Annotated in this window: 20 protein-coding genes; 13 read left to right on the top strand and 7 right to left on the bottom strand. The window is 66.4% G+C overall.

What is annotated here, in order from left to right:
* The first annotated feature begins 103 nt into the window (after positions 1 to 103).
* Positions 104 to 1,528 (top strand): short-chain fatty acid transporter, encoded by a 1,425-nt coding sequence (locus AC10QF_RS03750; RefSeq protein WP_175421910.1) that lies wholly within the window; start codon positions 104 to 106, stop codon positions 1,526 to 1,528.
* Positions 1,529 to 1,800: 272 nt separating this feature from the next.
* On the top strand, positions 1,801 to 1,965 hold the full coding sequence (locus AC10QF_RS03745; RefSeq protein WP_005414774.1) for a hypothetical protein: 165 nt from the start codon (positions 1,801 to 1,803) through the stop codon (positions 1,963 to 1,965).
* Positions 1,966 to 2,019: 54 nt separating this feature from the next.
* Here AC10QF_RS03745 and AC10QF_RS03740 read toward each other — a convergent pair whose 3' ends face one another.
* The gene (locus tag AC10QF_RS03740) at positions 2,020 to 2,646 is read right to left on the bottom strand and encodes a YiiX/YebB-like N1pC/P60 family cysteine hydrolase (protein WP_494541763.1); all 627 of its coding nucleotides are present in this window, start codon (positions 2,644 to 2,646) and stop codon (positions 2,020 to 2,022) included.
* A gap of 205 nt (positions 2,647 to 2,851) precedes the next feature.
* Here AC10QF_RS03740 and AC10QF_RS03735 point away from each other — a divergent pair, with 205 nt between their 5' ends.
* The 4 genes from AC10QF_RS03735 (at position 2,852) to AC10QF_RS03720 (ending at position 7,400) form a co-directional block, all read left to right on the top strand.
* A complete protein-coding gene (locus tag AC10QF_RS03735) occupies positions 2,852 to 3,376 on the top strand; it encodes a hypothetical protein (protein WP_494541762.1) in 525 nt (174 codons plus the stop codon).
* Positions 3,377 to 3,428: 52 nt separating this feature from the next.
* Positions 3,429 to 4,001, top strand: a complete 573-nt coding sequence (locus AC10QF_RS03730; RefSeq protein WP_227836791.1) for a hypothetical protein — start codon at positions 3,429 to 3,431, stop codon at positions 3,999 to 4,001.
* Positions 4,002 to 4,121: 120 nt separating this feature from the next.
* The gene (locus tag AC10QF_RS03725; protein ID WP_494541761.1) at positions 4,122 to 5,846 is read left to right on the top strand and encodes a peptidoglycan-binding protein; all 1,725 of its coding nucleotides are present in this window, start codon (positions 4,122 to 4,124) and stop codon (positions 5,844 to 5,846) included.
* Positions 5,847 to 5,987: 141 nt separating this feature from the next.
* A complete protein-coding gene (locus AC10QF_RS03720; protein ID WP_494541760.1) occupies positions 5,988 to 7,400 on the top strand; it encodes a TPM domain-containing protein in 1,413 nt (470 codons plus the stop codon).
* Position 7,401: 1 nt separating this feature from the next.
* Here the strand turns inward: AC10QF_RS03720 and AC10QF_RS03715 are convergent, their stop codons facing one another.
* From AC10QF_RS03715 to AC10QF_RS03705, 3 genes are read right to left on the bottom strand one after another with little or no spacing between them, the layout of a single operon-like run.
* Positions 7,402 to 8,073, bottom strand: a complete 672-nt coding sequence (locus AC10QF_RS03715; protein ID WP_414604359.1) for a VOC family protein — start codon at positions 8,071 to 8,073, stop codon at positions 7,402 to 7,404.
* Positions 8,074 to 8,127: 54 nt separating this feature from the next.
* On the bottom strand, positions 8,128 to 9,207 hold the full coding sequence (locus tag AC10QF_RS03710; RefSeq protein WP_494541759.1) for an alpha/beta hydrolase family protein: 1,080 nt from the start codon (positions 9,205 to 9,207) through the stop codon (positions 8,128 to 8,130).
* 13 nt (positions 9,208 to 9,220) lie between these two features.
* A complete protein-coding gene (locus AC10QF_RS03705) occupies positions 9,221 to 10,048 on the bottom strand; it encodes an AraC family transcriptional regulator (RefSeq protein WP_494541758.1) in 828 nt (275 codons plus the stop codon).
* A gap of 200 nt (positions 10,049 to 10,248) precedes the next feature.
* On the opposite strand from AC10QF_RS03705, the gene AC10QF_RS03700 reads away from it, so the two are divergent.
* Entirely contained in the window at positions 10,249 to 12,651 is a 2,403-nt protein-coding gene (locus AC10QF_RS03700; RefSeq protein ID WP_494541757.1) for a TonB-dependent receptor plug domain-containing protein, read from the top strand.
* Positions 12,651 to 13,952, top strand: coding sequence for an aminotransferase class V-fold PLP-dependent enzyme (locus AC10QF_RS03695; RefSeq protein ID WP_494541756.1), 1,302 nt, complete (start codon positions 12,651 to 12,653; stop codon positions 13,950 to 13,952). The genes AC10QF_RS03700 and AC10QF_RS03695 overlap by 1 nt, the downstream gene beginning before the upstream one ends.
* Positions 13,953 to 14,303: 351 nt before the next feature.
* Here AC10QF_RS03695 and AC10QF_RS03690 read toward each other — a convergent pair whose 3' ends face one another.
* Together AC10QF_RS03690 and AC10QF_RS03685 are read right to left on the bottom strand one after the other, a co-directional pair.
* Positions 14,304 to 14,882: a hypothetical protein gene (locus tag AC10QF_RS03690; protein ID WP_061479728.1), complete on the bottom strand. Its 579-nt coding sequence runs from the start codon at positions 14,880 to 14,882 to the stop codon at positions 14,304 to 14,306.
* Entirely contained in the window at positions 14,882 to 16,648 is a 1,767-nt protein-coding gene (locus tag AC10QF_RS03685; RefSeq protein WP_494541755.1) for a S8 family serine peptidase, read from the bottom strand. Before AC10QF_RS03685 ends, AC10QF_RS03690 begins: the two co-directional genes overlap by 1 nt.
* Before the next feature lie 251 nt (positions 16,649 to 16,899).
* Between AC10QF_RS03685 and AC10QF_RS03680 the strand changes: the two genes are divergently transcribed.
* From AC10QF_RS03680 to AC10QF_RS03670, 3 genes are all read left to right on the top strand, one after another.
* The gene (locus tag AC10QF_RS03680; protein ID WP_494541754.1) at positions 16,900 to 17,310 is read left to right on the top strand and encodes a hypothetical protein; all 411 of its coding nucleotides are present in this window, start codon (positions 16,900 to 16,902) and stop codon (positions 17,308 to 17,310) included.
* Positions 17,311 to 17,417: 107 nt separating this feature from the next.
* A complete protein-coding gene (locus AC10QF_RS03675) occupies positions 17,418 to 17,858 on the top strand; it encodes a DUF2231 domain-containing protein (RefSeq protein ID WP_494541753.1) in 441 nt (146 codons plus the stop codon).
* Positions 17,851 to 19,161, top strand: coding sequence for a PQQ-dependent sugar dehydrogenase (locus AC10QF_RS03670; protein ID WP_494541752.1), 1,311 nt, complete (start codon positions 17,851 to 17,853; stop codon positions 19,159 to 19,161). Before AC10QF_RS03675 ends, AC10QF_RS03670 begins: the two co-directional genes overlap by 8 nt.
* A gap of 89 nt (positions 19,162 to 19,250) precedes the next feature.
* Here the strand turns inward: AC10QF_RS03670 and AC10QF_RS03665 are convergent, their stop codons facing one another.
* Positions 19,251 to 19,913: an exopolysaccharide biosynthesis protein gene (locus AC10QF_RS03665; protein ID WP_088497379.1), complete on the bottom strand. Its 663-nt coding sequence runs from the start codon at positions 19,911 to 19,913 to the stop codon at positions 19,251 to 19,253.
* Positions 19,914 to 20,062: 149 nt separating this feature from the next.
* Between AC10QF_RS03665 and yidA the strand changes: the two genes are divergently transcribed.
* Both yidA and AC10QF_RS03655 read left to right on the top strand, forming a co-directional pair.
* Positions 20,063 to 20,896, top strand: coding sequence for a sugar-phosphatase (gene yidA / locus AC10QF_RS03660; RefSeq protein ID WP_111178086.1), 834 nt, complete (start codon positions 20,063 to 20,065; stop codon positions 20,894 to 20,896).
* Between the two features lie 13 nt (positions 20,897 to 20,909).
* On the top strand, positions 20,910 to 21,197 hold the full coding sequence (locus AC10QF_RS03655) for a colicin immunity domain-containing protein (protein WP_032954607.1): 288 nt from the start codon (positions 20,910 to 20,912) through the stop codon (positions 21,195 to 21,197).
* Positions 21,198 to 21,285 lie beyond the last annotated feature (88 nt).

The raw sequence follows: 21,285 nt of genomic DNA, 5'->3' as shown, positions 1-21,285 counted from the left end.
TGCCGGACAGCGGCCGGCACTACCGCCACCTACGACCAATAGGTGGCAGACAGCCCACACCCCACCGCCCAGAATCGGTCCATCGAACCTGGGAGGGTAGGCGATGGCCTCGACGGCAGCAGTACAGGACGGCTGGATGGCGCGCGCAGCGCTGCGCTCGGCCGCCTGGGCGGAAAAGTGGTTCCCCGATGCGTATGTGTTCGCGGTGCTGGGCGTGGTCATTGTCGCGCTGGCCGCGATGGGCTTCGGTTCGACCCCTCAGTCCACCGCCAGCGCCTTTGGTGACGGCTTCTGGAGCCTGATCCCCTTCACCATGCAGATGGCCTTCGTGGTCATCGGCGGCTACGCCGTGGCGACCGCGCCGGTGGTCGCACGCTTCATCGACTTCCTGGCCCGGGTGCCGCGCACCGGCCGCGGTGCGGTGGTATACGTGGGCCTGGTCAGCATGCTTGCCTCGCTGCTCAGCTGGGGCTTCTCGCTGGTGTTCGGTGGCCTGCTGGTCCGCGCGCTGGCCCGCCGCACCGAACTGCGCATGGACTACCGCGCCGCCGGTGCGTCGGCCTATCTCGGCCTGGGCGCAGTGTGGGCGATGGGGCTGAGTTCGTCGGCCGCACAGTTGCAGGCCAACCCGGCCAGCATGCCGCCGGGCCTGGTGGAGATCACCGGCGTATTGCCGTTCACCGAAACCATCTTTCTGTGGCAGTCGATCGCCCTGACCGCAGTGCTGATCCTTGTCTCGCTGCTGATCGCCTGGCTGACCGCGCCTGCGGCCGGCAGTGCGCGTACTGCCGAGGAATTTCCCGGCGCTGCGCAGGCCGAGCCGGAACCGCTGCAGCGACGCACGCGCCCGGGCGAATGGCTGGAATACAGCCCGCTGCTGACCGTGCTGCTCTCGCTGCTGGCGTTCGGCTGGCTGTTCAACGAGTTCGCCAACAAGCCGGTGGTCACTGCCATCGCCAACCTCAACACCTACAACTTCCTTTTCATTTCGCTGGGCCTGCTGCTGCACTGGCGCCCGCGCAGCTTCCTCAACGCGGTGGCCAAGGCGGTGCCGAGCACCACCGGCGTGCTGATCCAGTTCCCGCTGTACGGCGGTATCGCGATGATCCTCACCCACGCCGCCGGTGGTGACGGGCAGACCCTGGCGCACCGGCTGTCGAGCCTGTTCGTGCACGTGGCCAGCACCGATTCGTTCGCGCTGGTGATGGGCATCTACTCGGCGGTGCTGGGCTTCTTCGTGCCGTCCGGTGGCGGCAAGTGGATCATCGAGGCGCCGTACGTGATGCAGGCCGCCAACGAGCTGAAGGCGCACCTGGGCTGGGCAGTGCAGGTCTACAACGCGGCCGAAGCGCTGCCGAACCTGATCAACCCGTTCTGGATGCTGCCATTGCTGGGCGTGCTGGGGCTGAAGGCACGCGACATCGTGGGCTTCACCTTCATCCAGTTGCTGGTGCACATCCCGCTGGTGCTGGGCCTGTTGTGGCTGCTGGGCATGACCCTGGCGTATGTGCCGCCGGTGATGCCGTGAGTGCAGGGCTGGCGTCCGTGCGCGAGCAGGACGCCAGCTCCGTTCAGCGCGTGTTTCCAGCAGAGCACGTCATGAATGCGCGCAGTCGCGCTGACGGCATGAGCACATGCCGAACCCATATGAATCCTTCATCGGCTTGTGCCGCAAGGGGCTTTGCCCGTTCATTCACGCGCGTACACACCAATGTAGCCGCCCACCAACGCGCGATTAACTCTTCGCTGCAGACGATGGTCCCGTCCACCGCATTCCGCGTGTGGCTTTGGAGATCGGACATGGCACAGCAGAACCAGAACCCGAACCAGAAGCAGCAGGGCCAGCAGAACCAGCAGGATCAGCAGCAGGGGCGTGGCCGCGACCAGCAGCAGCAACAGCAGCAGGAACAGCAGCAGCGCAACCAGCGCAACCAGCAACAGGGTGGGCAGGACGAGGAGGAGTGACTTCGGTACCCACTTCCTGTGATGCGCGAAGCCCCGCCCCGTGCGGGGCTTCGCTTATTCCAGCACGCCAATGCGTTGCAGCACCGGCGCTGCTGACATGTCGTTCGGGTTGGTGCCCGGCTGATCCTGCGGCACCTCCATGCCCATGGCGCGGTAGAGATCGACCCAGTGCTGTGCGATCTGCCCGGTCTTCAGGTTGCGGAAGTTCATCGGCTGCAGTGCAAACACATGGTGCGCACGGAACGCACGTTCGATGAAATCCGAACAGTAGTAGCTGTCCTCATTCAACACATACGACGTGTTGTAGGGCTTGCCCAGCATCATGCGTGCGGTCGCGATCGCATCCTTGATGGCAGCCTGCTGCGATGCGCGCAGTCGATAGACGACGACCTGCCGCTGCTTGCCTCGGGCGTCCTCGCGGAACTGATCCAGCGTCTGCCGGCGCGATCCCTTCTCGTCCGCATGCAGTACCTCCCAGCCGTCTGGCGCCGCAGCGACCAGGGCCACGTGATCGAAGCTGGGGGCGCCCTGCTTGCCGGTGGCATCGTCGATGGCTGCGCTCAGGCCGGCATGGCCGGCGGTGACGAACAGCAGATCGCCTTCCCGGACCTCCAGCGCGGCCGCACCACCAGGCCACAGCGTTGGCAGCAGCAGGGAGAGGGCAAGCAGGAATGCGCGCATGGGGCCAGGGTCGAAGCGTGTGCGGCGTAGTCTAACGGCTGCTGCGATGACGTTGATTTCAGTATTAGTGTGATATTAGTCTCAATTCAGCATGTCGGGATATTCCTGACAGCGGATGTTGAAACTGAATTGACCGAGGCATGGCTATCCTTGCCTCCCTACCGCGCCGGAACCGCGCGCGACCGCCCGGAATCAGGAGGATCCCGTGAACCAGCTCCGCCCCGTTGCCCTGCTTGCGCTTGCCCTGGGGCTTGCGCTGTCCGGCTGCAAGCCTGCGCCCCAGGCAGCCCCCGCTGACGCCGCCGCACCGGCTGCGACCAGCACGGCCGCCGCCACGACGCCGGCCACGCCGGTTGCCGCAGCCCCGGCAGACGCGTCTGCCAGTTGCCCCCATCCGGTCTTCGACGACTTCCTCAAGCATTTCGGCAACGAGATCGAGCTGCAGGAAACGTCCACTGCCGATCCGCTGCTGGACAGCCACATCGACAGCGAAGCCGAGCCGGAGCCACGCAAGGTGGAGGAGAAGGTGCCGCTTGCCAAGGTCGAATGGCCGGTGATGCCGGACCCGGCCACGCTGCAGCGCCAGGGCCGCGAGATGCAGGTCACCCGCCTGCCCGATGGCCAGGTACAGGTGCAGATGCGCACTCCCGATACCAGCGACCAGCAGATCTACACCTTTGCCCAGAAGCCGTGCTGGCAACTGGTCAAGCGTGAGGACGAATCGATCTGACCCCTGAGCGACTGCCTGCGAGCGGTCGTGTGATTCACCCAAGGAGCCCCGCATGCGTCTGTCTCCCGTTGCCCCCGTACTGGCCCTGATGCTTGCTGCCTGCAGCGGCCCTGAGGCGGCTGCACCGGCGGCCCCTGCTTCCACTGACCCGGCAGCGACGCCGGCCGCACCTGCGGCTGCCGTTGCGGACCATTCCACCTCTCTTACGCGCGACGAGACCGGCATGCATATCGATTGCCAAGGCACCCGCCTGCACCTGGCGGCCCAGCCCACCCAAGACACGGACGCTTCCCGGCTGACCACGCTGGAAATTGAAAAGGACGGCGCACGCCAGGCCATTGCTGCGCCCAAGGAGATGGACGGCTATACCGCCGTTGGCCTGGCCTGCGTGCAGGACCGCAGCGGTACGCCGTACTTCGTCGTGCAGTACGGTGAACTGCCGTTCGGCTGCAGCTTCTGCGAGTGGTACTACCTGTACGACGCCAGTGGCCGCCAGTTGACCCACAGCACACCGCCGCTGCGCGGCGCGGAAGGCGAGGAGCAGGAGCCCAACAACGACGAGTACGAGAAGTTGATCGACTCGCTCGGCATCAAGCACCCGGAGGTGAACTACATCGAAGACTGAGCGCAGCGGCAGGACGTCGCACGCGCGCTGAACGCAGCACCGCAGTACCGCAGTACCAGAAGTACCAGGAGCAGTACCCCTTAAGGAAATCCCCTTTTTCATAGAATGGATAGCACAGACATGGCAGACATCTACCAGGACATGGTCCAGCCCCGCGGGGCGGCCTACAGCAGTGACCGCATCAAACCGTGGAGCCACTACCGCGAGCCGATCGACCAGAGCGACGGCCGCCTGCATGGCAACTCCCGCCGGTGGGGCGATGCGACCCCGGAAGTACAGTCACGGGTGATCGACACGATCATCGAGTCGGCGCGCGAGAAGGGCCTGACCCCGCGCGAAACGGCGCACGTACTGGCCATCGCCCGCGTTGAATCGGGTTTCAACCCCGATGCCGCCGCTGGCACCACCTCGGCCTCGGGCCTGGGCCAGTTCATCGACAAGACCGGCAACCACTACCACCTCAACAACCGCAACCGCTTCGACGTCGGCGCACAGTCCGACGCACTGGTTGACCATTACATCGATAACCGCACGCTGGCGCACAAGCGCGGCCAGGGTGAGGAGTACATCTACAAGTACCATCACGACGGCCCGACCCGCGATTACGGCGGTCTCTCCCTGTCTGAAAAGAAGGTGATGCCGTACGTGGACAAGTACGAGCGGTTCGTGGAGCAGCGCCTGGGACTGACCCACGGCCAGTCCCAGGGCAGCCACGCGGCCCCCGCCGTAGCTGCGGCCACGCACGCGCAGGCCAAGCCGGCAGCGGCGCATGCCGAAGGCCAGACGCGCAACTTCGAGCAGACGATGCAGGTGATGCTGCCCCCGCAGAACGGGGTCAAGCCCCACATTACCGGTGAGTTCGGCGAACACCGCGCGCACAAGCCGCACGGTGGCACCGACTTCAACTATGTCGGCGGCCAGCACGGCCGTAATCTGCAGCACCCGACCGTCAACGCGCCGATCTCCGGAACGGTGACGTTCGTCGGTGGCGACTACGGTACGGTGAAGATCAGGGATGCACAGGGCAACTCGCACGAGATCCTGCACCTGCAGTCGACCCAGGTGAAGGAAGGCCAGCCGATCAAGGCGGGCGAGCCGATCGGCACCATGGGCGGGCGTGGCCCGGGCGGTGCGGGTCAGTATGCCCAGCACGTGCATTACCAGTTGAAGGATCCGCACGGCAAGCTGATCAGCCCGCAGGACTTCTGGGACCACGGCAAGCTGAAGGAAACCGGCAAGGGTGGCCATTCGCATGACGCCGACCACAACGGTGTGCTGCGCCAGGGGGCCAAGGGCGAGGAAGTGACTGCGCTGCAGAAGGAACTCAACCGCCTGGGCGTGCGCGACGGCCAAGGCAATCCGCTGAGCGAGGACGGCAAGTTCGGTGCCAATACCAGGGACGCACTGATCGCCTACCAGAAGCAGCACGGGCTCTCCGCCGACGGCGTGGCGGGTCCGGCGACGCTGGGCAAGCTGGCCGAAGGCCGCAGCCATGCCGAGGCGGCGCCGAAGGGGCCGCAGCTGGGCGACAAGGCGCATCCGGATACGCCGCTGCACAATGCGATCCGCGGCCACATGCCGGGCATGATCTGCAACGAGATGAGCGCGCACGTGACCGCCCAGGCCAAGGCCGCCGGCATCGATTCACCGGAAAAGCTGCAGGGCGTCACGGTGCAGGATGGCAAGGCCTTCGTCATCGGCACCGTTCCCGGCTTCCGTACTGCGGTGGACATGACCCAGACGGCACCGAGCCTGCAGGAGACCAGCGCTGCAATGCTGGCCAAGCATGAGCCTTCGCAGCAACACGTGCAGGACGAGCAGCAGCGAGTGGCCATGGGCCGTTGACCGCTGCGTGTGAAGAGGTGTGTGGTAAAGGAGGCCGGCCGGGGCAATCCGGCCGGCTTTTCCGTTCATGGGGCAAGGACATACACGGATGCCGTTTCGCATGATGCACAGCACGCCGCCATTGCAAGGCACGGCGTCCACATGAGCTGGGTGCTGCGGTGGCGCAACGCATGGCAGTGGGTAGGGCTGGCACTGCTGCTCTGCCTGCTGCCGCTGCCAGTGCTGGCGGCGGTCCCGATTCCGGCACTGGACGACCCGGTGGTGGACACCGCCAACGCGCTGTCCGCCAGCACCCGCGCCACGCTGCGCGAGCAGGCATTGCAGCTGCAGGCACGCAAAGGCGCGCAACTGCAGGTGCTGGTGGTGCCCAGTGTTGGCGATGACGGCATCGAAGCCTATGCACAGCGTGTCTTCGACCAGTGGCAGCTGGGCCGCGCCGGTGTCGATGACGGGGTGTTGCTGCTGGTGGCGGTACAGGACAGGCGCGTACGCATCCAGACCGGCTATGGCCTGGAAGGCACCATTCCCGATGCCTATGCCGCGCGCATCATCGACAAAGCCATCGTGCCGCGCCTGCGCGAAGGAAACCTGGACCAGGGCATGCTGGATGGCAGCAGGGTGCTGGTGGCGCTGATCGATGGCGAGCCGCTGCCGCCCGAGGAAGATTCATCCGCACGCAACCTGTTGCCAGCGGATTGGCGCACAGGGGATTCGGTCGTTGCCCTGACGTTGCTGGTGGGGTTCCAGGCCGGTCTGTGGCGATCACCGCCGCGCCTGCTGGCCACCAGGACCGAAGCCGAGTTCAGCGGTAAACGCCGTGAGCGGCGGCGCAATGCACTGGCAGCCAATGCGGCAATGCCCAGGCCGAACTGGCCGACATTGCCGGCCTGGGGCAGACCGTTGCTGGTAACGGCAGTCATGCCCGCTGGGTTGGTTTCGGCGACGCTGCTGCTGCCGCGGCATGTGCTGCCTGCGCTGTTCTTCGTGCTGTTACCCGCTGTACCGGTGGCGGCCCTGCTGGGGTGGTGCTGGCGTCGCAGTCGTGGTGTGCGCATCGTGCTGTCCGGCATGTTGGCCGTCAGTATCGGTTTCTTTGTGATGATGCTGGTCCGTGGTCAGTTGCCGCCCAGCCTTGCCCTGCACACGTTGCTGAACCTGGCGGTCGCCATTGCCGCCATGCTGGTGTTCTTCCTGGTGCAGGCCGGCCGCGCGCGCTGGCGGAAGAACCGCAACAGCTTCGCCGTGCGCCTGGTGGTACTGGTGCTGTTGACCGGCGGCTATGCGCTGGGCGCGCTGCTGGCCATCGACCGGGCCAGCGACGAGAACGCACGCGTGTTGGCGATGATCGTGTCCAGCGTAGGCACGCTGTTCCTGTACTTCATCTGGGTGTTCACCCTGCTGCCCGGCGAAAAAGCACGCAGCGGACGAAGGTCGTCCCAAGGCTACCGTTCCTCGTCCAGCACCTCGTCGTCGAGTTCGTCCTCAAGCAGTTCCGGCGGCTGGTCCGGTGGCGGTGGTCGCAGCGGCGGCGGCGGCGCTTCGGGCAGCTGGTAGTTCAGGCCGCCCACACCCGCCAGCCCAGCGCGGCATCGCGCAGTTCGCCGCTGCCGCTCACATCACCCACCTGCAGCTGCACGCCCTGCGCATTGGGCAGGTCCTTCTGCTCGGGGAACCAACGACGGTCGGCGGCGACGATGATCAGCAGGCCCTCGTCGTCGCCCATCGGCGCGAACTGCGGCGACGGCGGGCTGATCGGCTGCAGGCCGAAGCGCTGGCTGGACTGTTCGCGCACCGCATCGACATCGTGGCTGGGCAGGCCAACCTCGCTCAGGCAGGTCAGCTCGCTGCCATGGAAAGCGCCTGCGCGCGTGCTGACTGGCAGACGGCGCCGGCCGATCAACTCGAGGATCAGGCCATCGGGACCGGTGAAGTACACCGACTGCGACTGCCAGCTGCTCTCCAGCGCAAAGTAATCCAGGCCCTCAGGATTACGTTGCAGTGGGGTACGTTCGCGCAACCAGGCCATCGCCTCGCTGAAGCGGTTGTCCGGTACGTTGAAGGCCAGGTGCACGCCACCGACGGGGTGATCACCCGCCGCCTGCAGTTCGATCGTGCTCCAGCCGATGTGCACATGGTTGCCGACCACGCGCTGCTGCAGCACATCGTGGAAATACGCGGCGACGGTGGCGACGTCGGACACCGGCAGGGTGAGGTGAAGCAGGCGCATGACCGATTCTCCATGGACGCGCTCACTGTAACGCTGGGGCCTGCCCGGCGGCCACTAGCGCAGTGAATGGTTGAAGAATCGTATTGCTGCGTCCACTGCCTGCGCGTGGGTCTGCGCCTTCGGCACCGATGTGCTGCACAGGTCCTGCAGCCGCTGCTGTCCGGTCGGGGTGCATGCGGCGAGGAAATCGTAATGGCCGACACCGGGCAGCGCCTGCAGTGCAGCGCCCGCAATCACCGCACGCGCAGCCTCGCCATTGGTCTGCGGTGGCGCGATCGTGTCAGCCTCGCCCAGTACGATCGACACGGGCTGTTCCAGCGAGGAGAGCTGCTCGGGCGCAAAGGCCTGCACGATTGCCGGTGCCAGCAGGAACACCGCGCGCACGCCGGGAATGGCGCGCGCGTCGTTGGCGTGGGACATCCACGGCGACAGCTCGGGCGACGCCGCAGCGGCAACACGCGCCTCCATCGTGTGCGTGGCCGCTTCCTGCTGGGGCCGGCAGACGCCGTCATCCGGATGCGCCGTGCAGAAGGCCAGCAGTCGCTGCAGGTCCGGTCGCGCACCGGCCGCCACCAGTGCGGTGTAGCCGCCGGCCGAGAATCCGGCGACCCCCAGGCGCTCAGGATCGACATGCGGGCCCAGCACCGGATCGGCCTGCACAGCCGCCAGTGCGGCACGCAGGTCATCGGCGCGCAGCCAGGTCAGTACGCTGCCGGGCAGGGTCATGCTGTCAACGCCGTTGTTGCCCGGATGATCGACTGCGATCACCAGATAGCCTGCCCGCGCCAACGCGGTGCCCAGCCAGCCCATCATGCGCGCGCTGCCGCCGTTGCCATGGGAGAGCAGCAAGGTCGGCAGGCGATCACCGGCGACCGGCGCATCCTTGGACGACCGGCCGACCTCGAACAGCGGCGCGTCGGGTGGACCGATGGTCAGCACGGTCTCCCGGCTGCCTGCAGGTGCCGGATACCAGACCGTGTAGCGCAAGGCGTCGCGGCGCTCTGCGTCGCGCACGGCGGCGCTGGCCAGCGTCGTTGTGCCGTGGCGCTCGCCGGCCACCCCGCTTTCGCGAGCGGCGCCGGTGCTTGTGAACGCCATCAGCATCGCTCCCAGCACAGCAGCGGTCATGCGCATCTTCAACTCCTTGTCAGTGGGGACGGTCGTCGACGGGCAGCCAGATTTCCACGCCGCCCTGGCCGGTGTGCTCGTCGAACCGGGCGTCGTAGCGCTCCAGATCCGGCGCATCGGCGAGGCTCAGGTTGGAAGCAGGAAGATAATGATCCAGCAACCAGAACCAGGTCGAGCGGATGGCCGAGATGTGCCCGCTGTGCCAGGCCACCAGGTAGCGGCGCGCCGGGATGTCCACGCGTTGCCAGTGCGCAGGCACGCTCGGCACCGTGCTTGCCGGCAGTGCCGCGATGTAATCGAAGCCACCCTTGTCATCACTGTTGCAGCACACGCCGAAGCTGATCGGCGCCGGCATCGGCCATTCGCGGTTGAGCTGCGCCCACTGGCCGGGAATCGCGCCGCCACTGTCGCGGGTATGCCGCACGCCGATGCCGGCCACCTGGAACGCGGGCGTCTCGAGCAGGCGGGGGGCTTCAATGCAGGCGGACGGGGCCTCGTCCATGCGGATCGCCTGCACCAGCGCCAGCCCATCGGTGCCCTGTTCGCGTACGCGCTCCGGCGTCTGTCCGAACTGTTCGCTGAAGGCACGCGTGAAGGCGGCATGGGTGGTATAGCCGGCACCCAGCGCCACCTGCAGGATGTCGCCGGCGCCGCTGGCCAACTGCTGCGCGGCAGCGGTCAGGCGGCGCCCGCGCAGGTAGCGCACCACCGAGGTGCCGGTGCGGGCCTGGAACAGGCGCGACAGATGGAATGGCGACAGGCCCGCCGCAGCGGCAATGTCGGCCAGCGCCAGTGGCTGGTCCGCGTGGGTTTCGATGTACCACAACGCCTTGCCTGTCGCGCTCATCCTGCCGTTCCCCGGATCCAATGCCGGCACAGTAGCGGATCGGCAGGCGCGGCGTTTAGCAGTTCTTGCGCCTGTGCGGACTCAAGCTGTCGCACTGACGTCATGCCTCCTTCACAGATCGCGCCGAGACTGCGCGCCTTGTCCAGGCCTGCGCTACCCCCGCAGGTGCTGGCCCTGTCGCGTCCTCCCGGAGCCCTGCCGTGCATCGTTCGAAGCTTTCGCGTTCCATCCTCCTTGCCCTTTGCATGGCCAGCGCAGGAGGCGCGATTGCAGCGGAGGCCGATGCGGTCGATGCCGCCGGCGGCAGCCGCGCCGCGCCCACCCAGCTCGACGCGATGCTGGTCACCGGTACGCGCGCGTCCAACCGCACCCAGTTCGAAACGCTGGCGCCGGTGGATGTGTTCAGCAAGGAAGACATCAGGTCCGTTGAATCCACCGACCTGAAGGACGTGCTGGCGCAGCTGGTGCCATCGTTCGTGGTGCAGCGCCTGCCGATGGCGGACGGCCAGGTGTTCGTGCGTCCGGCCACCCTGCGTGGCCTGTCGCCGGACCAGACCCTGGTGCTGGTCAACGGTCGCCGCTTCCATCGCAGCGCGCTGCTCGGCAACCGCGGTGCGCAGGCGGCTGATCTGGCACAGATTCCCACCAGTGCGATCAAGCGCATCGAGGTGCTGCGTGATGGCGCGTCGGCGCAGTACGGCTCGGACGCCATCGCCGGTGTCATCAACATCATCCTCGAGGTTGACCCGGGTAGCGAGATCACCGCCGGCTATTCGCAGTACGCGCAGGGCGACGGTGCCTCGCGCGACTTCAGTGCGCGCACCGGCTGGTCGCTGGGCGACTATGGCAGCCTGGTGCTGTTCGCCGAATCGTCCAACTCCGACGCTACCTCGCGCACGCGCCAGCGCCCGGACGCGATCGCCTTCCAGGCTGCACATCCGGAACTGGACGTGCCCAATCCGGTGCAACGCTGGGGCCAGCCGGAGCTGGAAAGCCGCCGCGTCGGCTTCAATGTGAAGGCCAATGCCAGCGAGACGCTGGAGTTCTATGCCTTCGGCTTGTACAGCCACAGCGATGGCGTCAGTGATTTCAACTGGCGCAACCCGGACACCACCACCGGCGCGTACCGCACCACCGCCATCTTCCCGGGCTGGAACCTGCGCTCGCTGTATCCGGTCGGCTTCAGCCCGCAGTACGGCAACGTCCAGAACGACCTGCAGCTGGTCGGCGGCCTGCGCGGCGAGATCACGCCGAAGCTGCGCTGGGATGTCAGCGCCTCGTATGGCCGCAACGCCATCGACTACAGCTTGAAGAACTCGATCAATGCCTCGCTCGGCCCGGCCAGCCCGACCGCGTTCGATCTTGGCCGCCTGACCCAGACCGAGAAGAACGCCAACGCAGACTTCAACTACGAGTGGGACGTGGCCGCGCTGTCCCAGCCGGTCAACGTCGCCTTCGGTGGCGAGTTCCGCCAGGAGACCTACCAGGTGCGTGCCGGCGACCCGGCCTCGTACGCGGTGGGTCCGGGCGCTGCGGCGGGCCTGGAGGCCAATTCCAATGGCGCGCCCGGCTTCTCGGCCAGCCAGGCCGGGCAGTGGAGCCAGCGCAGCAAGGCCGCCTACGTGGACATGGAAGTACCGCTGGGCGAGCGCTGGAGCATCGGTGCAGCCGGCCGCTACGAGGACTTCTCCAGCTTCGGCAGCACGCTGGACGGCAAGCTCTCGGCGCGCTTCGCGATCACCCCGGACGTCGCCCTGCGCGGCACCGTGTCCACCGGCTTCCGCGCGCCGACGCCGGCGCAGCTCAACACCACCAGCACCACCCAGGGTTTGGATACGCGCACGCTGCAGATCTTCACCAGTGGCCGCCTGTCGCCGAACGATCCACTGGCGCAGCTGCTCGGCGCCAGGCCGCTGAAGCCGGAACAATCGCGTACCGCGTCGCTTGGCCTGACCTGGCGCACCGACCTGGGCCTTTCCGGCTCGGTGGATGTCTACCAGATCAAGCTCAGCGACCGCTTCAGCCAGTCGGCCAGTTTCGCCATTCCGGCCGGTACTGCCAATCCGCTGGGCTATACCTCGGTGAACTATTTCACCAACGACTTCGATACCACCACTACCGGCGTGGACGTGGTCGGCAACTACCTGCGCGATCTCGGCGCCGGCCGCATGACGCTGACCCTGGCCTACAACTACAACCGCACCCGCGTGGACAACGGCAGCACCTCAGTGGCCACCAACGAGACCCAGCGCGTGCTGTTCGAGGATCGCCTGCCCGAGCACAAGGGCAGCCTGACCGGCAGCTGGGACATCGGCGCCTGGTCGCTGATGGCACGCATGCGCTACTACGGCGCCTGGACCGATTCCAGCGGCAATGCAGTGGGCGATATCTATCAGCGCTTCGGCGCGATGAGCTTCCTCGACCTGGCCGTCGGCTATCGCATCAACGAACATCACAGCCTGCGCGTCGGTGCCGACAACGTATTCGACCGCTATCCGGACGAAGCCACCTTCCAGGCCAGTCGCGGCCTGGTCTACTCGCGCAACGCGCCATACGACACCGACGGTGCCAACCTGTACGCACAGTACCGGCTGAGCTTCTGATGGACCCGGCCCGCCGCTCCCTGTTGCGTGCCGGCGCGTTGCTGCCGGCCGCAGCCGCACTTTCTTCACTGCCGGCCATGGCTGCCACGCGTTACGCTGCGTCCATGCAGATTCCCGCAACGACCGTGGCGCCGGACGTGCTGGCCCGCGATGAAAACTACTGGGCCGCCGTGGCCAGCCACTTCGATGTCACCGACGAAGTGAACCATCTGGAGAACGGCTACTGGGGCGCGATGGGCCGCCAGACGCTGGCCAGCTACCAGCGCCACACCGCGGAAGTGAACCGAGGCAATGCCTGGTATGGCCGCCGTGAGTTCCCGGCGCAGTACATGGCGGTGCAGCGGCAGGTGGCCGAACTGCTGGGCGTGGGCGCCGACGAGATCGCGCTCACCCGCGGTGCCACCGAGGCGATGCTGGCGCTGATCGGCGGCTACAACCGCCTGCAGCCTGGCGACCAGGTGCTGTACGCCGACATCGACTACGACAGCATGATCGGCGCGATGCGCTGGCTGCAGCAGCGCCGCGGCGTGCAGGTCGAGCGCATCGCGCTGCCGGCCGTGCCCGACCATGCGCAGATCCTGCAGGCCTACGAGGCCGCGTTCGCGCGGCTGCCACGCCTGAAACTGGTGCTGCTGACCCAGGTCAGCCATCGCCATGGACTGGTGCTGCCGGTGGCCGAAATCGCCGAACGTGCGCGGGCACGCGGCATCGACGTGATCGTTGATGCAGCACACGGGTTTGGCCAGATCGACTACGCGGTGCCGCAGCTCAAGGCCGACTTCGTTGGCATCAACCTGCACAAGTGGATCGGTGCACCGGTCGGCGTCGGCGCGATGTATGTGCGCAAGGGCCGCGTTGGGGACCTGGAGCCGTACATGGGCGAGACCGACGATGGCCGCGTGGGCAGCCGTGTGCACACCGGTACGGTCAACTTCGCCGCCTATCTGGCGCTGCCGGAAGCGATCGCGCTGCACCAGCGCATCGGCGCGGCCAACAAGCAGGCGCGCCTGCGCTACCTGCGCGAGCGCTGGACCGTGCCTGCGCGGCAGATGGCGCATATCGAAGTGCTGTCTTCGCCTGATCCGGCGCTGGCCAGCGCATTGGCCAGCTTCCGCCTGCGCGGCCACACCTCGGTAGAACAGAATCAGGCACTGCAGAAGCGCTTGCTGGATGAGCATCGGATCTTCACCACCCATCGCGATGGCCTGGAGTCGGGCGCCTGCGTGCGGGTGACACCGTCGGTGTTCACCCGGCCGGCGCAGATGGATGCACTAGTGCAGGCCCTCGCGGCCCTGGCCTGACCGTAAACGGTAGTGCCGGCCGCTGGCCGGCAACCTCATGATCGTCGCCCACGAGCAGCTGCCGGCCAGCGGCCAGCACTACCGACCGGGTGGGGGCCGACCGTGGGACGGCACATCACCCTGCTTTGGTAGGTGCCAACCTTGGTTGGCACATTCCAACCGCACCGGGGAATCGTCCGCCGGGCAGCGGTTACCGCTCGATCGCCGGCAGCGCGTTCGACAGCAACCGGTCAATCCTTCCGTTGATGCAGAACTGTAGTGCCGAACATCGTCTGAGCTCTACAGTCGCAACGCACACCAATCCCCCGGCCGGCCAGGAGAGCCAACCGGCCAGGGGCACCACTCAACGCCTTACTTGGTCTCTTCCCACTGCACCACGTCCGGCTCGGTCGCGCGGATACCGGCGGTGGACAGCAGCCTGGTGGTCGCATCCAGCGCCGCGTTCACCGACGGGTACTCCACGATGGCCTGGCCTGAAGCCTTGGAGACCTTCACCACGGTACCGCCAGTGGCGGCGGCTGCGCGCTGGGCCGATGCTGCATCGGTGAAGAACACCTTGACCCGCGACGTCGCCACCACCGGCGCGCCGTCACGGGAGACCGCCGCCGCGAACTTGCCGGCGCCGGCATCGGCAGGTGCCGCCGTTGCGCCATCCAGCGAACGCTTGGTACGCGAGCTGGTGGTCGCCGCCGCCTGCGGGGTGATCGTGAACTGGCCGCCGCTGGCCTGCTTCACGGTGGCCGAGGGGGACAGCTGGAATCGCGTGCCGCCCACATCGAACGTGCGGCCGGTAGCGGAGGCCTTCAGTTCCTGCGCATCCACGGTCGACAGGGTCCTGGCTGGAGGGGTCTGCCCCGAGCTCTGCGCCCAGGCAGGGGAGGTCATCGCCGCGAAGGCGAGCGTGCTCAACAGAATGGTGGTCTTCATCATCAGTGCCCCAGAACGCGGATCTTGAAGAATTCGAGGTTGCCGCGCGATGCTGCGGTCGCGGCCTGCCCCATGTCGGTCACTTCCAGCGTCCAGGTGCCGCTGGCATTCTCATCCAGGAAGGCATTGCTGGACAGCAGGTCCCAGCTGGTGAAGTTGCTCTGCGCGCCACCCGTGCCCGAACCGATCGCGGTGAACGCCGGTTGCACCACGCTGCGGGTGCCGCTGGGCGACACCAGCACGAACTGCAGCTGGCGCGTGTTGCGGTGGTTGACCCGGAAGCCCAGCTGCACGCTTTCGATGTTGCGCGCGCCGTTGGCCAACTGGAAGGTCAGGCGTGCGGCGGCGGCCGAGGTGTTGCCGATGGCCACGGTTCGCGTCGTGGTGCGCCAGCCGCTGTCGACCAGCGCACCGAGCGACTGGAAGTTCTCGGCCACCTGCACTGCACGTGCAGCGTTGACCACGCCGAAGCCATACCAGTTGCTGTAGGCACGGCCGGCGGCATTCACCGTCCAGCCCGGCACCAGCGTGCGCCCGTCGGCCAGCGTCACCGCCGGCTGGTTCGGGTGGTTGCGCGTGGCGGTGGTGGCCAGGATGTACTTCACATCGCGATAGGACAGGTTCGGATTGGCTTCCAGCACCAGTGCCGCCACGCCCGATACCATCGGCGCCGACGCCGAAGTGCCGTTCATCTTGGCGGTGTAGTTGCAGGTGCTGTCGATGGCCGACAGGTTGCTGTCCAGTGTGTTCTGGCGGTTGGTGTTCTTGTTGCTGCCCTGGGTGCATCCGGTCACGTCGGTGGTGACGATGGCCGGGTCGTACGCGCGTGCCACCAGGCCGGGCGCGTACTGCGCCTGCAGGCCGTACTCACCACCAAAGGCCGAAACCCACAGGGCCGAGCCGGTGGAGGAGTAAGACGAGCGCACGCCATCGGCGCGCACCGCGCCCACGGTGATCACGTTGAACAGGTTGTTGCGCGGATCACGGCCGGCCGGCACGCAGCCGGTGTTGCGGTTCTTGGTGTCGGTGGTGCAGACATCCTGGGTCTGGCTGATCGAGGCATTGTTGAAGTTGTTGCCGGCCGACTTCACGTAGATGCCGCCGCGGCCACCGCGCGTCCCCGACAGTGCCTGCTCGTACGAACGAATCGTGTTTTCGCTGTACGCCAGCGGCAGGTTCGGATTGCCCGGGCCGGCGCCCCAGCTGTTGTTGAACACCTGCACGTCGGCTGATTCCGCGCCGTCCCACCAGGCGTACTCGATGTTGCTCTGCTGGTTGCCCAGGGCCGAGCGCGAAATCGGGTTGAAGCCCTTCAACGTCGCCGCCGGGGCCACACCGCGCACGCCCAGGTTGTTGGCGCCCACCGCACCGGCGATGCCACCGACCATGGTGCCGTGGTTGTCGACATCCGGGTTGGTCGGGGTGGGGTTGTTCGAGCCACTGGTGAAGTTCTTGCCGGCCACCGCGGCCACGTTGGCCGCCAGGTCCGGATGCGCGATCTGCAGGCCATCGTCGACGATGGCGATGGTGACGCCCTGGCCACGGATGCCATTGCGGAACAGGCCATCCACGTTCAGGTCGTTGCCGGCTACCGGCAGCGTGTCGGCCGGGACCGTCTGACCGGTGTTGAGCAGGTGCCACTGGATACCCGCCAGCGGATCAGCCTGTTGGGCCTGGGCGGTGACGGCCAGGCTGCCCAGTACCAGGGCAGTGGCGAGGGCCAGGCGCGCGGAGCGCGGTGGCGCGGTGCGTTGCGTGTGTCGCTTCATACACGAATCCTTCTGTTGTGAATCGGCATGGCAGGACGGCGGGGCGGAACTGCCCCATCGCAACGAGCCAAACGCGACACAACGAACAACCCCCTACCTCTTCACACCCGCAATGTGCGAATGTGCCAATTGCGTCACAAACACTTAGTACGTCAAGTTATGACGGGGCACTCGAATGCCTTCACGCCATCATCGCGTGCTTGCTTCGAGGTACGGGAAACGTGGGTAATCGCATGCAGGTGAAGTCACACATGAAGAAGGCACGCCAGCGTGCCCGTGCACGCGCGGACCAGACTCCGCTCTCGGTTGCCGTCATCCGCAAGGTGGTGCTGTCCGTGCATACGCGCAGCCACGACTATGGCGACGATGCCGATATCGCCGAGTTGCTGCCCGAGCTGGCAGCATTCGGCATCACCACGGTGAAACCGCTGCGCCTGCTGATGAAGAAACACCGTCGCGCACTGCTGCAGGAGGAACGGATCGTCATGCGACGCGCAGAGACGCTGCATCTGCGCACCGAGTGGCGGCCCGGTGGCATAGACGTGCATGCCAACACCAGCCGCTACGCCATCGGCGGCCTGGTCCGCACCAGCATGGAACACGAATTCGGCTTCGAGACGATGCTGCCCTTCCACGAGGTGCGCGAGGACGAATCCACTTAGCGCGGTGCCTGCGCGGAGGGTGTGGCAGCCCGCCGGGGCATCATCGCGCGTCCTCACATCGCGCTGTGCTACTACAGCCCGTGCACCCTTCCGCACCGAGCACGATGATGGTCAATCCGCTCGCCCAGGCCCATCGCGGCCTCGGCACCACACTGTTCAGCCTGTTGAACCCGATACCCTTCGGCTTCTTCGTCGGCGCCTTGATCTTCGACGCGATCTACCTCAACAGCGCCGAGGTGATGTGGGGCAAGGCCGCCGCCTGGCTGATCACCTTCGGCCTGCTGATCGCCATCGTGCCGCGCCTGATCAACCTGTTCGCAGTCTGGCGCCGCGACGGCACGGCCACCCGCATCGACCGCATTGACTTCTTCCTCAACCTGGTCGCGGTAGTGCTGGCCATCTGGAATGCCTTCATGCACAGCCGTGATGCGTATGCCGTTGCGGTGCCGGGCACGATCCTGTCGGCGCTGACCGTGGCCCTGATCGCCCTGGGCCTGATCCTGCTGTCACTGCAGCCGCCGGTGCTGCAGGGAGGTCGTCATGGCTAAGCACATCCTGCCCACCGTGGGCGCCCTGGCGCTGGCCGTGATGCTGTCGGCCTGTGCCGGCAAGGCCGAGTACCACCCGGCCGACCAGTCGGGACCGCAACCGCCACTGCCCAAGCCGGCCAACTTCCTGATGCCGCCGATGCAGGTGCCCAAGGGCGTCGGCTGGGCTGATGGACAGACCCCCACGGTGGCCGAGGGCCTGAAGATCGAACGCATCGCCGCCAACCTGCAGCATCCGCGGCGGCTGCTGACCCTGCCCAATGGCGATGTGCTGGTGGTGGAGGGCAACGGCCCCGGCGAAGAACCGGTCACCACGCCCAAGCAGTGGATCGCCGGCAAGGTGAAGGCGCGCTCGGGCAAGGCCGGCAAGGGCGGCAACCGGGTCACCCTGCTGCGCCGCACGCCGGGAACGAATACGTGGACCCAGCATGTCTACATCGAGGGCCTGCATTCGCCGTTCGGCATCCAGCTGATCGGCGACACGCTGTACGTGGCCAACACCGGCAACATCATGCAGTACCACTACGTGCCCGGCGAAACCCGCATGTCGGACAAGGGCCGCGAGTTCACCGACCTGCCCAGCACCATCAACCACCACTGGACCAAGGAACTGCTGGCCAGCCGTGATGGTCGCAAGCTGTATGTGGGCGTCGGCTCCAACAGCAACATTACTGAAAATGGCCTGGCCGTCGAATACCGCCGCGCGGTCGTGCTGGAGGTGGACGTAGCCACCCGTGGCAGCCGCATCTTTGCGTCGGGCATCCGCAACCCGACCGGACTGGACTGGGAGCCGAGCACCGGGAAGCTGTGGGCGGTAGCAAACGAACGCGACGAGATCGGTGCCGACCTGGTGCCGGACTACCTCACCTCGGTGAAGGAAGATGGCTTCTACGGCTGGCCCTACAGCTACTACGGGCAGCACGTGGACGAACGCGTGCAGCCGCAGCGGCCGGACCTGGTGGCCAAGGCAATCGTGCCGGACTACGCCATCGGCTCGCACGTGGCACCCCTGGGCCTGTTGTTCTACACCGGACAGGCACTGCCGGCGCAGTACCACGGCGGTGCCTTCATCGGCGAGCACGGCAGCTGGGACCGTTCACCGCTGAGCGGCTACGAAGTGGTGTATGTACCGTTCAAGGACGGCAAGCCGACCGGGCGCCCGCAGACCGTGGTGAGCGGCTTCGCCTCAAAGGACGAGAAGACCCTGATGGGCGCACCGGTGGGCATGGCCATGGACGCCGAGGGCGCGCTGCTGGTGGCCGACGACGTGGGCGACGTGGTGTGGCGGGTGTCGGCCAGGTAATTCTGTAGAGCCGAGCCCATGCTCGGCTTGCGCGCGCAGCGCGGGGTTTCCGCGTGCAGGTTGAAGAGCAGCCGAACGTGGGCTCGGCTCTACAGTTCCGCGGTACTGCTGCGGAACCCGCTGAACACCGATTCCGCAGCAAACCCCACGCCGCCCAGCAGCACGCCGAAATACACCACCGTGGCCACCACGAAGCCATAACCGGCCGCCACCGCCGCGCCATCGCGCTGGATGAAGCCAATGGCAAAGGACATCAGCGCCAGCGCCGGCAGCGTGTTGCTGAAGGGTATCGGCCCGGCCGGCGCCATCAGCAGCAGGGTCGCGAACACCAGCATCAGGTTGTTCAGGCGCATCATCTTCTTCGAGCGCACCATCACCGCCAGCCGCATCGGCCGCGACAGCCGCTCCATGCGGTGCACCCATTTCAGCGCACGGCCGAGGTTGGTCTTCAGCTTGTCGGTGGCGATCTCGCGGCGGGCCAGCTTCTGTGGCACCCACAGCGGGCGGTTGCGCACCCGGCTCAGGCCGATCAGCAGGATCGAGGCGCCAAACACCGTACTCAGCCCGGGAATCGACACAGGAATGATGAAGATGGCCGAGAGCAGGATCACGATCAGCAGCAGGCCCTCATCGCCCAGCGCGCTGAGCAGGGTGCCGACGCTCACCTGGTCGCCGGGCAGCTCGTCGATCATCTGTTCGATCTGCTGGGCCAAGGGTGCGCTGTCATTGGTTTCGGGGGCACGGTAGGTCATGCGTCGCAAGGTTCTCCAGGGAAGGGCGGTCAACGGGCCGTCCTGCGGTGGGGGACGCACAGGCTCCCGCAGTATCCCGGCCAACGTGGGCAAAGAGGTGAACCGGGCATGAGGGGGTAAACTGGCGTGCCCCGCACGAGTTGAACGCAATGGACATGGGCCGCCGGCAATCGACCATCGAACTGGTCGCCATCGACATGGATGGCACGCTGCTGGACACGTCGCACCAGCTCACCGCACGCGCTCGGCAGGCCATCGCGCAGGCGCGCGCACTGGGCGTGCACATCGTGCTGACCAGTGGCCGCCCGGTTCCGGGCCTGGCGCCGTACCTGCACGAGCTGGGCATCACCGGCAACGACGACTACTGCATCGCCTGCAATGGCGGCCTGGTGCAGCGCATCGGCACGCGCGAAACCGTGGTCGAATATCCGCTCAGCTTCGACGACTTCCTGTTCTGCGAGCAGGTGGCCCGCGACCTGGGCGTGCACTTCCAGGCGCTGGACAGCCAGCGCATGTACACGCCCAACCAGGACATCAGCTACTACACCGTAGCCGACTCGCATCTTTCGCGGATGCCGCTGTCGTATCGCCGCGTGGAAGACATGGATCCATCGATGTCCTTCATCAAGTTAATGATGATCGACGCGCCGGATGTGCTGGATGCCGCCATTGCGCGCCTGCCCAGCGAACTGACCGAGCGCTTCGCGGTACTGAAGAGTGCACCGTTCTTCCTGGAAGTGTTCGACCACCGCGCCGGCAAGGGACCGAGCCTGCAGAAGCTGGCCGAGCACCTGGGCATCGACCGCGCCAATGTGATGGCCATCGGTGACCAGGAGAACGACCTGACCATGCTGCAGTACGCCGGCACCAGCGTGGCGATGGGCAATGCCATCGATGCGGTGAAGGCGGTGGCGCGGTTTGAGACCGGCAGCAATGCCGACGAAGGCGTGGCGCGTGCGATCGAGCGCTTCGTCCTGCAATGATCGGACGCACATCATGAGCTGGACTTTGATGATGTTTGCTCAGTCCTTCGTCAATGAGCGGATGTCGGCGCACGTTTTCTCCGAGTCCTACATCGAGCTATGGAAGATCGAGCGGGATCTCGACTTGCTGGCTTTGGATGACGTAGCGCTTTCAACGTGCCTGTCCAGCATCTTCTGTGCTGCCGACATGTATTGCGACGAAGATGTAGATCGCCATGCGTATGAGCTTGATGCCGCCCAGCTGCATGCTGCCGTTGTGGCTCTGATCGATGAGTGGAAGCAGTCCACGACTGCTCGCTAGCCTGGCTTGGATGTATACCTGCGTATAGCCCATACATCCCCATCGCCATCTGCGCTGTACCACGGTGCAATGGCGGATGCGGCAGCGC

The organism is Stenotrophomonas maltophilia complex sp. Om-AH-Sm3 (genome assembly GCF_059337855.1).
Note: the sequence above shows the minus strand (reverse complement) of the source record. Positions and strands in the feature narration are given on the sequence as shown.

Bases quoted from the DNA above. Each gene is read 5' to 3' on its own strand.
- AC10QF_RS03750 (WP_175421910.1), top strand. From the start codon at position 104: ATGGCCTCGACGGCAGCAGTACAGGACGGCTGGATGGCGCGCGCAGCG.
- AC10QF_RS03745 (WP_005414774.1), top strand. From the start codon at position 1,801: ATGGCACAGCAGAACCAGAACCCGAACCAGAAGCAGCAGGGCCAGCAG.
- AC10QF_RS03740 (WP_494541763.1), bottom strand. From the start codon at position 2,646: ATGCGCGCATTCCTGCTTGCCCTCTCCCTGCTGCTGCCAACGCTGTGG.
- AC10QF_RS03730 (WP_227836791.1), top strand. From the start codon at position 3,429: ATGCGTCTGTCTCCCGTTGCCCCCGTACTGGCCCTGATGCTTGCTGCC.
- AC10QF_RS03725 (WP_494541761.1), top strand. From the start codon at position 4,122: ATGGCAGACATCTACCAGGACATGGTCCAGCCCCGCGGGGCGGCCTAC.
- AC10QF_RS03720 (WP_494541760.1), top strand. From the start codon at position 5,988: ATGAGCTGGGTGCTGCGGTGGCGCAACGCATGGCAGTGGGTAGGGCTG.
- AC10QF_RS03715 (WP_414604359.1), bottom strand. From the start codon at position 8,073: ATGCGCCTGCTTCACCTCACCCTGCCGGTGTCCGACGTCGCCACCGTC.
- AC10QF_RS03710 (WP_494541759.1), bottom strand. From the start codon at position 9,207: ATGCGCATGACCGCTGCTGTGCTGGGAGCGATGCTGATGGCGTTCACA.
- AC10QF_RS03705 (WP_494541758.1), bottom strand. From the start codon at position 10,048: ATGAGCGCGACAGGCAAGGCGTTGTGGTACATCGAAACCCACGCGGAC.
- AC10QF_RS03695 (WP_494541756.1), top strand. From the start codon at position 12,651: ATGGACCCGGCCCGCCGCTCCCTGTTGCGTGCCGGCGCGTTGCTGCCG.
- AC10QF_RS03690 (WP_061479728.1), bottom strand. From the start codon at position 14,882: ATGATGAAGACCACCATTCTGTTGAGCACGCTCGCCTTCGCGGCGATG.
- AC10QF_RS03685 (WP_494541755.1), bottom strand. From the start codon at position 16,648: ATGAAGCGACACACGCAACGCACCGCGCCACCGCGCTCCGCGCGCCTG.
- AC10QF_RS03680 (WP_494541754.1), top strand. From the start codon at position 16,900: ATGAAGAAGGCACGCCAGCGTGCCCGTGCACGCGCGGACCAGACTCCG.
- AC10QF_RS03675 (WP_494541753.1), top strand. From the start codon at position 17,418: ATGGTCAATCCGCTCGCCCAGGCCCATCGCGGCCTCGGCACCACACTG.
- AC10QF_RS03670 (WP_494541752.1), top strand. From the start codon at position 17,851: ATGGCTAAGCACATCCTGCCCACCGTGGGCGCCCTGGCGCTGGCCGTG.
- AC10QF_RS03665 (WP_088497379.1), bottom strand. From the start codon at position 19,913: ATGACCTACCGTGCCCCCGAAACCAATGACAGCGCACCCTTGGCCCAG.
- yidA (WP_111178086.1), top strand. From the start codon at position 20,063: ATGGACATGGGCCGCCGGCAATCGACCATCGAACTGGTCGCCATCGAC.
- AC10QF_RS03655 (WP_032954607.1), top strand. From the start codon at position 20,910: ATGAGCTGGACTTTGATGATGTTTGCTCAGTCCTTCGTCAATGAGCGG.